Genomic DNA, 14,011 nt, shown 5'->3' on the forward strand with positions numbered 1-14,011 from the left:
TGCCCTCATTACTCATTGCCGGCCAGATCATGATGGCGGTTATGGCAGGTCTACTGCTGAACCTGACGCCCTGCGTGCTGCCCGCGATCCCCATCAAGGTCCGGACCATCCTGCGGGAGGCGGGCGGCCAGAGGTCCCATCGGGTGCTGGCCGCGTTGGCATTCACGGCCGGAACACTCACCTTTTTCCTGACGCTGGGCGGCCTGACCGCACTGCTGCAGTGGAACTGGGGCACATTGTTCCAGTCAACGCTATTCGTGGCCGTCCTGGTTGCGTTAATGGTCGGGTTTGCGGTGATTACCTGGCTCGATCTGCCCATCCCCGTCCCGACATTCGCCGCCTCGGCGCATGGCCGGCGTTACTTTGAAGCCTATGTATCCGGGCTGTTGAGTGCGATTCTGGCCGCGCCCTGCGCAGGACCATTCCTCGGTGGCGTTCTGGCCTTTGCCGTTACCCAGCCGACACCGGTCATCATGGGGATATTCGGCAGTATCGGGCTGGGGCTGTCGTTGCCCTACGCGGTACTGATGCTCAGGCCCGAGTGGCTGAGCCGGTTGCCCAAGGCGGGCCCCTGGACCCTGGCCATTCGTGAAGTGCTCGCGCTGATATTGCTGGCCGCCGCCGTCTTTTTCAGCGCGAGCCTGGTGCCCAAAGCGGTATACCCCTGGCTGTGGTGGGCCTGGCTGGCGCTGGTGCTGGTCTGGGGTCTCCGTCGTTTCGTTCAGGGGAGCGGTGCCGTTCGCGTGATCACTGCAACGGCGACAGGCCTTGCCCTTGCGGTGACAGTGGTATTCGCATCTCCGTTGGGCAGCGGCGAAGACGAACTTGTCTGGCAGCCCTACTCCGCAGAACTCCTGGCGGACACAAAAGCCCGTGGCACGCCGTATTTGCTGGAGTTCACTGCCGATTGGTGCATCAACTGCAAGGTCCTGGAGCGCACCGTGTATAAAGAGCCCGCTGTGGCTGAAGCCGTAGCGCGGGCCGGCATGGTGCCGATTCAGGTGGATGTGACAGCAAGCGATCCCGAAAAAGACGCATTGTTAACCGCGACGGGTGGGCAAGCTTTGCCTTTTGCGGCGATTTTTGACGCTGACGGCACCGTTGTCGCCCGTTTCACTGGGCTCTTTGATACCGACAGCCTGGTCGAGGCGATCAACCGCACCGAGAATTCACAACCCTAGATACTGGAGATGAACCATGACAACCCAAGCCAAAGTATTGCTGACCGGCATAGCGGTTTTTCTGATCGCGATCGCGGCGTTCATGTTGATCGGTACCAATTCCGGAAAGGCCCCTGGCTCAGCCCAGCCTGAACAAGCCAGTTCCGACCCCCAGGCGCCAGTTGCCCGCACGGGGTTGGCAGATTCTTCCGATAAGGTCCGCCTCAATCTTGCGGAAGGCGGCAAAGCCCTGATAGGGGAGACCGGTGAAATCGTTCTGACACTGGACATTGAACCGGGCTGGCACGTGAATGCGAATCCAGCCTCCATGGAGTTTCTGATCCCCACCGTCGCCAAGTCTTCGGCTGGCGGCCAGTCGCTCGATATTCCGACGGAGTACCCGCGCGGCCGGGTCAGTGACATTGTGCTGGGTGACACCGCCCTGGAGGTGTACGACGACGGTGCGAGTATTCGGCTGCTGCCAGACGAAAAACAGACCGCCGCGCTGAAAGAAGCAGGCAGGCTTGACATGACAGTACGGGTACAGGCCTGCAGTGATGAGGGCGTTTGCCTGGCACCAGCTGACCTGCCCGTTGCGCTGAATCTGGACGATATCAAGCCACAATAAACCGGGACTCCCTTCGGAAAACAACTCAAATGGAGAATGACTGTGAACAGCTTATTCAGAGTATTCCTGATTGCCGTGATTGCCCTGGTCAGCACCAATGCCATGGCCCATTCCATGGAGGATGTGGAGGCCTCGTTGAACGAGAAAGAGCGGTATGCCCAGTTTGTGGATCAGCCGGCCCCTGAATTTGATCTTACAGGCGTTGATGGCAATACCCTTTCCCTTGCCGACTTAAACGGCAAAACCGTTGTGCTCAATTTTCTCTACACGCGCTGTACCGAGGCCTGCCCTTTTCATATGAACCTGATACGGCAGTTGCAAACCGGGGTTGAAGAAGAAGGGCTGAGTGAAGAGGTGGTGTTCATCACCATTGCCACTGATCGCGAGGATATTGCCGGTACCCGGGACAACATGCGCGCGTATGGCGACAATTTCGACCTGAACCCCGATAATTGGCACTTTCTGTACCGGGGCGAAGGCGAATCGCCCGGGTTGACGTCGGAGCTCGCCAAGGCCTACGGCGTTCAGTTCAGGGATACGGGTGAGGGTGTACAGGTCCATGGCGTGGTAACCCACGTGATTGACCCGGAAGGTCAGATGCGGGCCCGGTTCCATGGATTAAAATTCAAGCCTGAACACCTGGTGACCTACCTGACGGCCATTGCCAAAGGCCCCAACGCGGCAGCCGGTGATGGGTTCTGGGGCCGGCTGCACGGGCGCATTGAAGCGTTGCTACAGAGCGAGTAACGCGTGGGGCACCATGCCGGCAGCAAACCGACCACTGTAATCAGGAGAAATGTCTAATGAGTCACCAGCGCATATCCGCCGCCCGGGGAATCGCCGTAGTCCTTTTCGCGCTTGCTATTTCCATAGCCGCTCCAGTTATGGCTGCAGGGAAGGTTCCGAAGTCCGTGGGGCCCCAGGGGTTCCTGATCTGGGAGTCCCCTCGCACTCTGCCCGAGCTGGCTTTTGAAGACGAAAACGGCAGACCGCTGACACTGGCTGACTTTCAGGGCAAGGTGATTTTGCTCAATATCTGGGCGACCTGGTGCGCACCCTGCCGTGAGGAAATGCCGACGCTGGACTCACTTCAGGCTCAACTGGGCGGCGAGCATTTTGAAGTGGTTGCGCTGTCCGTTGACCACTCAGGCATCAGCGTTGTTGAAAAATTCTACCGGAAAACCGGCATCCAACATCTTCGCCAGTATATTGATCCGTCGACAATGGCGACCTCAACACTGGGCATAGAAGGTGTTCCTACAACGCTGCTGATTGATCACAACGGTCGCGAAATTGGCCGCCTGGTCGGTGCCGCGGAATGGGACAGCCCGGCCATAGCGGATTTGATAACCCGTACCATTGACGGGGTTCCAGACTGACCGATGGTCAGTCCGACTGGACGTCTGCAACAAACGCCTTGACCTTAAAGTTGGCTCGGGCGATTCAGCTTTGGCCAGGCGATTAATTCAAGGTCAAGTCATATATATTGAAAGTCTGTCTTTGCAGAGGCAATGACCATGATAAAGAATTTATTGAATTGATTCCGCTGGATTGGAATAACCGCTCGTTCAGCCGCTTCCTTTTACCTCTTTATGAGAAATCCGGGGTAGAAGATTGAAACTGGAGACTAATCTGTTGCCTGGCATTGGGAGAATGGGTATTATCCGATCCTATGCATCGATCGCAATTAACCACGCTCAAGAAAATTTTCTGGGTAACGTATTTGGCTGTCGCCCTGGTCTTCATCCAAGGCGCGCGATTGCATATGCATACCTACGATCATGAGCCGACCACGTCGGAACATGTGCATCAGGATCAAAGCCACGTCGACTACGGTGCTTCGGGCAAGAAACATCCTGACGAAGTGGGTCACATCGACCTGTCTCAACAAGGAGCCCTGAAAAAACTGCCGCTTGGGTCGATGGTCCTCGCCCTGTTTGCGGCAGTGATTCTACTTCTGCCGAGACGATTTTGCTCTCAGGTATTGTGGCGCCTCTATCGCCATACAAGGTTTCTTTCTTCCCCTTTCAGTCTAAGGCCGCCTCTGCGCGCGCCCCCTCTCTGAGAATCTGAGACTTCCCTTTAGATGGTTTTGCCTGCAGAGACTTAGTATTGGTCTGTGCATTAGCAATGCCGCATGGCTTTTTATCTTGGATGCTTTTGCGCGCGTGTCGTATCACCGACGCAGCGCTTAGGAGTGGATAATGTTCAATGTTTTTTTCTTGGCGCGCCGAAAAAATCGGCGAGCGGTGGTGCTGTGGTTCCTGCTGTCTTGTACTGCGTCGGTATCGGTCATGGGTCAATCGCAGGGTATATGGACACTGGAAGACAGTATCCGGCGTGCGGTTGAGATTGCGCCGGAAATTCGTGGTGCGCAGGCGACTGTCAATGCCCGCCGGGGTGCTCTGCAACAGGCCGGTGTGTGGCCGAACCCGCAGATCGAATTGCGTGCCGACGACAGTATTGGCAAGGACGCGGGCACCGGAGGTACTGATTTCACCCAGTTTGCGATCAGCCAGCCGCTGCCACTGAGTGGTCGTATCGGGTACCAGAAGGCGGTTGCCGGGGCGGGACTGGACGCTGCCCGGGCCGAACAGAGCTATCAAAAGATTCGTCTGGAAACCCAGGTAGCGCAGCGCTATCACAGCTTGCAGTTGGCTTGGGAGCGCCTTCGCCTGGCGGAGGAACGCTTGCAACTTGCCGATGACCTGCAGAACACCGGGCGCCGACGCGCTCAGGCCGGTGAGCTTTCTGACCTGGAGCGCTTGCGCATGGATCTGATCCGGGAAGCCGCGCAACAGGAATTAAATAGTGCAGAAGGCGCATACAATGAAGCGCTCAGCAGATTTCGCGTCTACTTGGAGCTACCCGGAGAGACGACACCTCGATTGACTTCCCTTCAACCGTTTGGCCCCGTCCACGGGCTGGAGCAGTTGCAGGCTGGTCTGGCGAATCATCCGGCGCTGCTCGCCGCGAAACACCGAGTCGAGGCAGCGCGATCAGGTGTGGACTTGGCCCGTGCTGAGCGTTTGCCAGATATCAGCCTGCGGGTGTTTCGTGAGCAGGATTTACTAAACGGACGCCGTCAGGATGTCACTGGAATCGGCCTGGGTATCACCATACCTCTCTGGGACCGAAACAGCGGTCGCATTGGAGAAGTCCGGTCACAAGTAATTGAGGGCCAGTCGGAGCTACAGGCGCTGGAACGGGATTTGGATAGTCGCTTGCAGCGGAGTTTTTTGAATCTGAATCAGCTCATTAAGCAGGGTGAGCATTACCGCGCGCGAGTTTTCCAGCCTGCGCAAAAAGTATTCGAACTGACGCGCAAGGCATACGCCAACGGTGAGGTGGAAATTCTCTCGGTAATCGATGCCAACAACACCTATTTTGACGCCCATGAACGCTATTTGGAGCTGCTGCAAAAGGCCTGGCTGGAGGCTGCAGATTTGCGCCTGGCGGCTGGTCGTGCCCTTGTCCTCACTGAACAGGATACTGACAATGAATAAGCTACTAGCCACACTGTTTTTCCTGCTGATTCCGGCGCTGGCGCCGGCCGCTGAACTGGAGCTGACCCAGGAGCAGTTGACCAGCGCCGGGCTTACGACCACCACCGTAACTACCCGCGAGCTCAAGCCGCGTCTGAAACTGACCGGCACCCTCACTGCCGACCGGCGCAAGAGCAATCGTGTCACCCCTGTCGTGGACGGCATGGTGACCGAACTGCTGGCGGTGGAGAACGAGGCAGTGCGCAAGGGGCAGGTGCTGGCCCGCCTGCGCAGCAACAGCCTGGGCCAGGCGCAGGCCGACTATCTGGAAACGTTGGCCCGCTTCGAACTGGCGCGCGCCGAGCGCGCCCGTATCGAAGGCTTGTGGAAAGACGGCATCGTCGCCGAAAGCCGTTGGCTCAAAGTGGACAGTGAATACAAGAGCGCCCGCGCCACGCTGGATGCGCGGCGTCGCTTGTTGTCGCTTGCCGGCCTGTCTGATCGGCAGATACAGGCCCTGGCGCAGAAACCGGACCGCCTGGCGGAGTTCGAGTTGACCAGTCCTATCGATGGGATGGTCACCGGGGTCGAGATCGAGTCAGGTCAGTTGATAACCGCTGGGCAGACCGCCTTTCACGTGGACGACCTGTCCAGCCTGTGGGCCGAGGTACGCATCCCTGTCGCCAACTTATCTGAGATCAAACCGGGTGCGGAGGCCACGGTCCAGGTACAGGCCAGTCCCGGGCGTGAATACCGTGGCCGCCTGCAATCGCTTGCGGCTGAGGTGGACCGGCAAAGTCAAACCCTGGGCGGACGCATCGTGGTCGATAACCCGGACGGCCAGTTGCGACCCGGCATGTACGCCACCGTGACCCTGACCGGTGTGGCCTATCGAGGACTCATGGTGCCCGCCAGCGCCGTGTTCCGGGTGGGTGAGCAGGCCTACCTGTTCAAGGTGCTGGGCCCACGGCGCTATGCGCCAACGCCGATCGAGATCGGGCTGGAGTCGGAAGGCTGGATTGCGGTGCGCGGCGGCATTGAGGCGAATTCCGAGATCGTTAGCGGCGGCGTGGCCGAGCTCAAATCCCACTGGCAGTACCAGGGGGGTGAGTAAGCCATGATCGCTTCATTGATTCGTTTTTCCCTGATCCAGCGGCTAATGATACTGCTGTTGGCCGCTGCACTGATTGTCGGTGGGGTATGGGCGTTTCGCACGCTTCCCATCGATGCCTTCCCCGATATCGCCTCGCCCCAGGTATTGGTGATCGTCAAGGCACCGGGCCTGTCGCCCACCGAGGTGGAAAGCCGCATTACCTTTCCGATTGAAAGGGAGATGCAGGGCCTGCCGCGTCAGACCGTGCTGCGCTCCACCACCAAATACGCGTTGAGTTCCATCACTATCGACTTCGAGGACGGCACCGACATCTACTGGGCACGCCAGCAGGTGGCCGAACGCCTCAATCAGGTCTGGGGCGAACTGCCCGCCGGGGTGGAGGGCGGATTGGGGCCCATCACCACGCCGTTGAGCGAGGGATACATGTATCGGGTTGAGGGCGAGGGCTACAGCAACCGGGAACTGCGTAGTATCCAGGACTGGGTGATCCGTCCGCGCCTACGCACCGTGGAGGGCGTAGCCGACGTCAATTCCCTGGGCGGCGAAGTCAAGGTGTTCGAAGTCGTTGCCGATCCCGAGGCGCTGTTGGCCCACGGCCTGGCAATTGATGACTTGGAACGCGCACTGAAAGCCAATAACCGCAATGCCGGCGGGGACCGCATCAACCGTAACGACGAGGTGCTGTTGGTGCGTACCGTGGGGCAACTACTGGATATGGAGGATATCCGCAGCATCACCGTGGCCAGCCGTAATGGCGTCCCGGTGCACGTCACTGATGTGGCCACGGTCCGCATCAACTCCATGACCCGCTACGGCGCGGTCACCGCCGATGGCGAGGGCGAGGTGGTGACCGGCCTGGCGCTGCTGCGCCGGGGCGCCAACAGCCGGACCATGGTCGAAGGCGTCAAGCATGAGCTCGAGGCGCTCAAGGCGACGTTACCCGAAGGTGTACGTATTGTGCCGTTCTATGATCGCTCCGAGTTGGTCAGCCAGGCGGTGTGGACGGTGGAAAAAGCGCTTGGCGAGGCTGTGGTCCTGGTGCTGTTGGTGTTGATAGTCATGCTCGGCAATTTACGCGCCGCCCTGACCGTGGCGCTAATTTTGCCGTTGTCGGTGCTGTTCACTTTCGTGATGATGCGTCTGTTTGGTGTCAGCGCCAATCTCATGTCTCTCGGCGGGCTGGCGATTGCCATCGGTATCCTGGTGGATGCTGCGGTGGTGGTGGTCGAGAACACTCATGCGCGACTCAGCCAGGCGCCCAAGGGGGTTGATCGTCTGCATCTGATCTACCGCGCGACGCTAGAGGTGGCTACGCCAGTGATCTCTGCCGTGCTGATCATCATTGTGGTATTTCTGCCCTTGTTCAGCCTGTCCGGCCTAGAAGGCAAAATGTTTACGCCGCTGGCGGTGACTATCGCTTTCGCCCTTATCGGCTCGCTGCTCCTGTCGCTGACGGTCATTCCGGTGATGGCCAGCCTGTTGATGCGGGGTGGCGCTGAGGAAGACAGCCGGGTGTTGAAGTTGTTGAAGCACGGCTATGTGCCGGTCATGCGCTGGGCGCTGCGCCACCTCAAGACGGCCGTGGGCGGCGCATTGATGCTACTGCTCGGCGCCGCCCTGCTGTTTCCCCTGATTGGGAAGGAGTTCATGCCGGTCATGGACGAAGGTACCACGGTGGTCATCATCGAAAAGCTGCCCAGCATCTCGCTGGAGCGTTCCCTGGCGCTTGACGAGCCCTATCAAAAGGCCATGATGGAGCTGCCGGAGGTCACCGGCGTGGTGTCCCGCACCGGCGCCGACGAGCTGCGTATGGACCCCATGGGTTTGTATCAAACCGATAATTTTCTCATCACCAAACCAAGGGACCAGTGGACGGTGAGTCTGGAGGAGTTTCAGGAGCGGTTGCGCGAGAAACTCGATCGCTTCGTCGGCATCGACTACGCCTTCACTCAGCCCATCGACATGCGGGTCTCCGAGATGTTGACCGGCGTGCGGGCCGCGATGGCCATCAAGTTGTACGGCGATGATCTGAAGGTACTGAAGGAAAAGTCCAAACAGATCGAAATGCTCATCAATAACATTCCCGGGGCGGTCGATGTCTTTCGCGCTCCGTTGTCAGGCCAAACCTATCTGCAGGTTGAGATTGATCCCCAGGCCATTGCCCGATTCGGCATTAATATCGAGGATATCAACCAGCTTGTGGAAATTGCCGTCGGCGGCCGGGTTGTCACTGAGGTAATCGAAGACAACCGACGCGTTGGTGTGTTGTTGCGTTATCCGGAACAGGCGCGCACGTCGCCGAACGATATCGCGGCGCTAAGAGTGGAAACGCCCGCTGGGGAAAAGATTCGCCTCGACAGCGTGGCCGCAATCCGAGAAGTCGATGGGCCGGTTGGGATCACCCGGGAGTCGGCCAAGCGCCAGGTAGTGGTGCAGGCCAACGTCGAAGGTCGTGATATGGTGGGGTTCGTAGAAGAGGTTCGTGCCACCCTGGAACGTGAGGTGCAATTGCCGACAGGTTACTACGTCACCTATGGTGGGCAGTTCGAGAACCAGCAGCGCGCTGCGGCCCGTCTGGCGTTGGTGGTGCCGATTGCCATCGCGCTGATCTTCGTGATGCTGTTCATCACGTTCCGATCCCTGCGCCAGGCCGGTTTGATCATCCTCAACATTCCGTTCGCCATGATCGGCGGCGTCGTCAGCCTGTATCTGTCAGGGCTGTACCTGTCAGTGCCGGCCTCCGTGGGGTTCATCACCCTGTTCGGTGTGGCGGTGCTCAACGGAGTGGTGATGGTGACTTACTTCAACCAGTTGCGTGAAGCCGGGAGAACTCTGCTCCAGGCTGTGCAGGAAGGCGCCGAGCGCAGGTTGCGACCGGTGCTCATGACCGCATTAATCGCCAGCCTGGGTCTGGTGCCGCTATTGACGGCGACCGGGCCGGGCTCAGAGTTGCAGCGCCCGCTGGCGGTCGTGGTGATCGGCGGACTGTTCACGTCGACGCTGCTCACACTGGTGCTGCTTCCTACCTTATATGCCTGGATAGAAGGGCGGGCGCAGCGACGCCTCGCTCAGCCCACAACGGAGGACCACGCGTGAAGATTCTGACGCTTATTGTGCATGCCAATACCCAGCAGGAATTGGGCGATCAACTGCGAACCCTGAGCGAGGTATCCGGCTTTACGTTCAGCCATGTGGAAGGGCACGGGGCTCAGGTGGAACGCGATCCGTTTCTCTCGGCACGTGATAAAGTGGTTGGTTACACACCGCGGGTGCGGGTGGATATCCTGCTTGATGACGCGGATGTAAGTGTCGTACTGGAGGCGCTTCGACAGGCGGAAAACACTGTGACCGGCCAAGGCGTGTATTGGACAATACCTGTGGAAGATGGAGGACACCTGTGATTTAGATCGCTGAAACCTACCTGAGTAAGAAGAGGGATCTTAAGAAGAGGCTAAGATCCCTCTTAGACATGATGTTTTGACCTGCCCACCCTCAACGTTCGTGGGTTATCGTTGGGGAGTGGGTAAACAACCCTTAGACAGAGCCACATTGAGGAGGGCAAGTCATGACAGAGTTTAACGCTGAATCCGTTTCATTTCACACCGCCGCTTCTGCTGTCGATCCGGCGGCCTGTTGCAGTTTGTCTATGAGGCCGGTCCCTGTGGTTACGGCCTGTATCGTCAATTGCTCGCCAGCGGCCATGATGCTCAGGTGGTGGCGCCCTCGCGTATTCCGAAGGCGCCCGGGGAGCGAATCAAGACCGGTCGGCGCGATGCTCTGAAGCTGGCGCGCCTGGCTCGCAGGGGCGACCTGACGCCGGTCTGGGTGCCTGATAACGAACAGGAAGCCATGCGCGATCTGACCCGGGCGCGTGATGACATGAAGGCTCAGGAACGCAAGCGCGTCAGCAGAGGAAATGCCGACGCTGGACTCACTTCAGGCTCAACTGGGCGGCGAGCATTTTGAAGTGGTTGCGCTGTCCGTTGACCACGCAGGCATCAGCGTTGTTGAAAAATTCTACCGGAAAACCGGCATCCAACATCTTCGCCAGTATATTGATCCGTCGACAATGGCGACCTCAACGCTAGGCATAGAAGGTGTTCCTACAACGCTGCTGATTGATCATGACGGTCGCGAAATTGGCCGCCTGGTCGGTGCCGCGGAATGGGACAGTCCGGCCATGGTGGATTTGATGACCCGCACCATTGACGAGGCTTGGAACTGACCGAGGGTCACTCCGACTGAAAGTCTGTCTTTGCAGAGATGAGGCAATGACCAAAACAAAGACTTTATTGAACCCATGGCTTGGCTCCGTAGCGATAAAGCCAGGCATGGGTGCCTTCCATGGAGAGTCGGGAGACAATAAGCCCCACAGGCATTGGGCTCATCAAATCGTGATCGGTTTAGACGCAAGCGTTGAAGTCATGTCCGGTGAAACACGATGCGAGGGAAGGGGGTTATGGATACCAGCTGGAGTTACTCATCAATTAAAACTGTCCAGGGTACTGTGTATTTACATCGATCCAAACCTTGATGTCTGCAATGTTCTACTGCCTTACATCAAAAATCCGTCGAAGCGATCCATCCGGGCACTCGATGAGGATTTCATTACGGAGTGCTTGTCTCGCTTTACTGGCACCGAAAATCTGTTAATTGCACTGAAAGCTTTCGAGCGACAATACCGGGGTAGTAAGCCATCTGGTCCAAAGAGTAGGTTGAGCGACGTTTTAGAAGCATTGAATGCCGAAGCATCGGGGGGGCGATCAGTCTCACGAGCCGAGTTGGCAAAAATGGTTTGCCTGTCTCCAAGCCATTTTTCCCACTGGTTTACCGAATGTACCGGTTTACCTTTGCGCAGCTATAGAAAGTGGTTAAAGCTATTAACCGGGTTTGAGTTATCGCGCGAGATGTCACTCACTGATGCAGCAATTGCTTCGGGATTTTCTGATCAAGCCCATTTCTGCAGGTCTGTTACTGAGGCATTTGGCGTTTCCCCAACGGTTATTCAACGGCTTTTATCCGAATAATCAGCTCTTTCGTTCAATTCGGCTGCGTGCATCCATGAGATGCTGAACGCTCTAGTTAGCGAGGGCTGTTGGAATGATCCGTAACGTAATGTGGTTGGTTAGGCTTTTGTATTTGCCGTTGTTTTTGCTCGTGGGTAATGGTGTTGCTGTCTATCTCGTTGCCGAAGACTTCAACGCCGGTTGGCTGGGGTTGTTGATCCTGGTGTTTATAGGGATTTCTTTCGCCACTGAAAGACTTATCCCCTATGATCGGGCGTTTAATGAGCCTCAACGGGATCAGCGGCGCGATGTGCTCCATGCACTCATGAACGAGTCGCTTAATGTTATTGGCATAGCTGTACTCCCATTAATTGCAGGATTGCTCGTTTTGGCACCGATCTGGCCTTCCAGTTGGCCACTGCTTTTCCAGTTGCTGTTGGCAATCCTCATTTCTGATATTGGTATCACCCTGGCGCATTTTGCCAGTCATCGCCTCCGGTTGCTGTGGCGCCTACATGCCGTTCATCACAGCGTAAAACGGTTGTACGGCTTTAATGGGCTCATGAAACATCCACTGCATCAATTTATAGAAACAGTTGCTGGGACGACACCATTACTCATTATAGGAGTACCACAGAATGTCCTGATGTTGTTGGTGGTTGCAGTCGTATTTCAGTTGCTACTGCAACACTCGAATGTAGCGTATTTTACCGGACCGCTGAAAAAGGTTCTCGCAATCAACTCCGTGCATCGTTTCCATCATTTGAATACGGCAAAAGAGGGTGATGTGAACTTCGGGCTTTTTACAACCTTGACTGATCGCTTTTTAGGCACGGCTTACTTCGATTCCGAGCGAACGATCGGCGCTAAAGATCTCGGTATTGCTTCAGAGCCGAATTACCCAACGAACTACTGGCAACAGTTGATGCAGCCTTTTCAACGAAACAGGAGATGATGAGGTGCTTGCTCCATCTGCCGGCTACTCAGGCTCCGTGTTGTCGAAAAGATCTGCCAGGAAGCGGATTTTCAACATCTGCGCAAGTATATTGATTCGCCCACACTGGTTACCCCAATACTTGGCATAAATGCCTCAGGCTACTGCTGTATGCTTTCTTCACTGAGCCCTTCGAGAACCCCACAGGCTCCAATGTCCCGATCATCGTTGCAACTCGCTCTCAACGACGTGAGTTGTTTCTCCAGTACCTGCAGATCGGTTATCCGAGACCGTACATGAGCGAGGTGATCATCAAGCAAGGTGTTGATGACCCTGCAAGGCTGATGGGGCGCGCCCTGATAACGCTGTAACTCGTGAATTTCAGCGAGTGACAGCTCGAGTATTCTGCAGCGCCGGATAAAGGCCAGTCGCTCAACATGCCGTTCGGTGTAAATACGGTAGCCGTTGTCCTGACGATCCGGCGGTGGTAACAAGCCCTCTCGCTCATAGAAACGGATGGTCTGGGTGTCAACCCCTACGGACCGCGCCAACTGACCAATGCGCATCGGGTGTCTCCTCAACAAATGGTATCTGCTCTATTGACCTTATAGTGGCTATATGGTTTTAAATCATAATCCGACAATACTCAAGTGGAGCCGTATCATGAGTAAATCCTGTGAAGACGCCTGTGGCTGCGACGCATCGTCCGCCGAGGGTAACGCCGGGTCGGAGGCCTCTGAAGCGTCCGGCAACTGGATCAGTGTGTATACCGTACCGAAGATGGATTGTCCTTCGGAGGAACGGATGATTCGACTGGCCCTGAATGGTTTTGAAGACATTCGCGGGCTGTCCTTCGACCTGTCTGATCGGCGGTTGAAGGTTGTGCACGATGGCGAGGCTGAGCCTATCACCGCGAAGCTGGCGACCCTCGGGCTGGGAGCTTCGCTTCAGGAAACGGCCGCTGCCGACCCTGAATCAATCAAGGCGCTCGGGGGTACGGCTATCTCGGCCGAGCAGGAGTCCGGCACCCTGCGTTGGTTGCTCGGTATCAATGCCGTCCTGTTTGCGGTGGAAATGACGGCCGGCCTGATCGCCCACTCCACCGGACTGATTGCAGAATCCCTGGACAATTTCGCCGACGCGGCCGTGTATGGGCTCGCCCTGTATGCGGTTGGGCACAGCGTGAAAATGCAGGTGCGTGCGGCGCATCTCGCGGGCGTACTCCAACTGATACTGGCTGTGGGCGCACTCGCAGAGGTGGTGAGGCGCTTTGTCTTCGGCAGTGAGCCGGAGTCGCTGGCAATGATGGGGATTGCGTTCATCGCATTGATCGCCAACACCACCTGTCTGCTGCTGATATCCAAACATCGGGAGGGCGGTGCCCACATGAAGGCGAGCTGGATATTCTCAGCCAACGATGTGGTCATCAATCTAGGGGTCATTACCGCTGGCGCCCTGGTCGCATGGACTGGCTCCAATTATCCGGACCTGATAATCGGCAGCATCGCGGGGATTATCGTACTCAACGGTGCCAGGCGCATCCTGGCGCTTAAGGGTTAAACAATGTCCATCGTTGCCAAGAAACGCTTGCAGTACGGCCTGCTGGCTATTTCCGGCCCGATAAAGGCATCGAACCAAAAGGTAAAATGAAGGATACAGCAGGCAATGACGAACCAAGAACCAA

14 protein-coding genes and 1 pseudogene are annotated in these 14,011 nt (G+C 57.1%); 14 read left to right on the forward strand and 1 reads right to left on the reverse strand.

Annotated features, from left to right (window positions below; all coding sequences use genetic code 11):
* The 13 genes and pseudogenes from BM035_RS20015 to BM035_RS20075 all read left to right on the forward strand — a co-directional run.
* Positions 1–1,181: protein-disulfide reductase DsbD family protein (locus BM035_RS20015; RefSeq protein WP_139216079.1), on the forward strand; the 1,181-nt coding region annotated here is incomplete at its 5' end.
* Positions 1,182–1,197: 16 nt separating this feature from the next.
* Entirely contained in the window at positions 1,198–1,788 is a 591-nt protein-coding gene (locus BM035_RS20020) for a protein-disulfide reductase DsbD domain-containing protein (RefSeq protein WP_092034074.1), read from the forward strand.
* A 36-nt stretch (positions 1,789–1,824) separates the two neighbouring features.
* Positions 1,825–2,535 carry an SCO family protein gene (locus tag BM035_RS20025; protein WP_254775545.1) on the forward strand — a complete coding sequence of 237 codons (711 nt, stop codon included), beginning with the start codon at positions 1,825–1,827 and terminating at the stop codon, positions 2,533–2,535.
* Positions 2,536–2,591: 56 nt separating this feature from the next.
* The gene (locus tag BM035_RS20030) at positions 2,592–3,167 is read left to right on the forward strand and encodes a TlpA family protein disulfide reductase (protein WP_053115052.1); all 576 of its coding nucleotides are present in this window, start codon (positions 2,592–2,594) and stop codon (positions 3,165–3,167) included.
* Between the two features lie 293 nt (positions 3,168–3,460).
* Positions 3,461–3,853, forward strand: coding sequence for a hypothetical protein (locus BM035_RS22470; protein ID WP_139216080.1), 393 nt, complete (start codon positions 3,461–3,463; stop codon positions 3,851–3,853).
* A gap of 229 nt (positions 3,854–4,082) precedes the next feature.
* Positions 4,083–5,294, forward strand: coding sequence for a TolC family protein (locus tag BM035_RS20040; protein ID WP_175497437.1), 1,212 nt, complete (start codon positions 4,083–4,085; stop codon positions 5,292–5,294).
* The gene (locus BM035_RS20045; RefSeq protein ID WP_053115055.1) at positions 5,287–6,387 is read left to right on the forward strand and encodes an efflux RND transporter periplasmic adaptor subunit; all 1,101 of its coding nucleotides are present in this window, start codon (positions 5,287–5,289) and stop codon (positions 6,385–6,387) included. Before BM035_RS20040 ends, BM035_RS20045 begins: the two co-directional genes overlap by 8 nt.
* A gap of 3 nt (positions 6,388–6,390) precedes the next feature.
* Positions 6,391–9,483: an efflux RND transporter permease subunit gene (locus tag BM035_RS20050; protein WP_053115056.1), complete on the forward strand. Its 3,093-nt coding sequence runs from the start codon at positions 6,391–6,393 to the stop codon at positions 9,481–9,483.
* Positions 9,480–9,788: a DUF3240 family protein gene (locus BM035_RS20055; RefSeq protein ID WP_053115057.1), complete on the forward strand. Its 309-nt coding sequence runs from the start codon at positions 9,480–9,482 to the stop codon at positions 9,786–9,788. Before BM035_RS20050 ends, BM035_RS20055 begins: the two co-directional genes overlap by 4 nt.
* A 232-nt stretch (positions 9,789–10,020) precedes the next feature.
* Positions 10,021–10,272, forward strand: a pseudogene (locus BM035_RS20060) (IS110 family transposase); the annotation flags it as partial.
* 31 nt (positions 10,273–10,303) lie between these two features.
* Positions 10,304–10,612, forward strand: a complete 309-nt coding sequence (locus BM035_RS20065) for a TlpA family protein disulfide reductase (protein WP_227507755.1) — start codon at positions 10,304–10,306, stop codon at positions 10,610–10,612.
* Positions 10,613–10,658: 46 nt separating this feature from the next.
* A complete protein-coding gene (locus BM035_RS20070; RefSeq protein ID WP_075267711.1) occupies positions 10,659–11,414 on the forward strand; it encodes a helix-turn-helix domain-containing protein in 756 nt (251 codons plus the stop codon).
* A gap of 73 nt (positions 11,415–11,487) precedes the next feature.
* Positions 11,488–12,348 carry a sterol desaturase family protein gene (locus tag BM035_RS20075; protein WP_053115059.1) on the forward strand — a complete coding sequence of 287 codons (861 nt, stop codon included), beginning with the start codon at positions 11,488–11,490 and terminating at the stop codon, positions 12,346–12,348.
* 140 nt (positions 12,349–12,488) lie between these two features.
* Here BM035_RS20075 and cadR read toward each other — a convergent pair whose 3' ends face one another.
* Positions 12,489–12,893, reverse strand: a complete 405-nt coding sequence (gene cadR, locus BM035_RS20080; protein ID WP_053115060.1) for a Cd(II)/Pb(II)-responsive transcriptional regulator — start codon at positions 12,891–12,893, stop codon at positions 12,489–12,491.
* A 97-nt stretch (positions 12,894–12,990) separates the two neighbouring features.
* Between cadR and BM035_RS20085 the strand changes: the two genes are divergently transcribed.
* Positions 12,991–13,887, forward strand: a complete 897-nt coding sequence (locus tag BM035_RS20085) for a cation transporter (RefSeq protein ID WP_092034079.1) — start codon at positions 12,991–12,993, stop codon at positions 13,885–13,887.
* The last annotated feature ends 124 nt before the right edge of the window (positions 13,888–14,011 follow it).

Source organism: Marinobacter sp. DSM 26671 (assembly GCF_900112835.1).
Lineage (GTDB): Bacteria > Pseudomonadota > Gammaproteobacteria > Pseudomonadales > Oleiphilaceae > Marinobacter > Marinobacter flavimaris.

Bases quoted from the DNA above. Each gene is read 5' to 3' on its own strand.
- BM035_RS20020 (WP_092034074.1), top strand. From the start codon at position 1,198: ATGACAACCCAAGCCAAAGTATTGCTGACCGGCATAGCGGTTTTTCTG.
- BM035_RS20025 (WP_254775545.1), top strand. From the start codon at position 1,825: ATGACTGTGAACAGCTTATTCAGAGTATTCCTGATTGCCGTGATTGCC.
- BM035_RS20030 (WP_053115052.1), top strand. From the start codon at position 2,592: ATGAGTCACCAGCGCATATCCGCCGCCCGGGGAATCGCCGTAGTCCTT.
- BM035_RS22470 (WP_139216080.1), top strand. From the start codon at position 3,461: ATGCATCGATCGCAATTAACCACGCTCAAGAAAATTTTCTGGGTAACG.
- BM035_RS20040 (WP_175497437.1), top strand. From the start codon at position 4,083: ATGGGTCAATCGCAGGGTATATGGACACTGGAAGACAGTATCCGGCGT.
- BM035_RS20045 (WP_053115055.1), top strand. From the start codon at position 5,287: ATGAATAAGCTACTAGCCACACTGTTTTTCCTGCTGATTCCGGCGCTG.
- BM035_RS20050 (WP_053115056.1), top strand. From the start codon at position 6,391: ATGATCGCTTCATTGATTCGTTTTTCCCTGATCCAGCGGCTAATGATA.
- BM035_RS20065 (WP_227507755.1), top strand. From the start codon at position 10,304: ATGCCGACGCTGGACTCACTTCAGGCTCAACTGGGCGGCGAGCATTTT.
- BM035_RS20070 (WP_075267711.1), top strand. From the start codon at position 10,659: ATGACCAAAACAAAGACTTTATTGAACCCATGGCTTGGCTCCGTAGCG.
- BM035_RS20075 (WP_053115059.1), top strand. From the start codon at position 11,488: ATGATCCGTAACGTAATGTGGTTGGTTAGGCTTTTGTATTTGCCGTTG.
- cadR (WP_053115060.1), bottom strand. From the start codon at position 12,893: ATGCGCATTGGTCAGTTGGCGCGGTCCGTAGGGGTTGACACCCAGACC.
- BM035_RS20085 (WP_092034079.1), top strand. From the start codon at position 12,991: ATGAGTAAATCCTGTGAAGACGCCTGTGGCTGCGACGCATCGTCCGCC.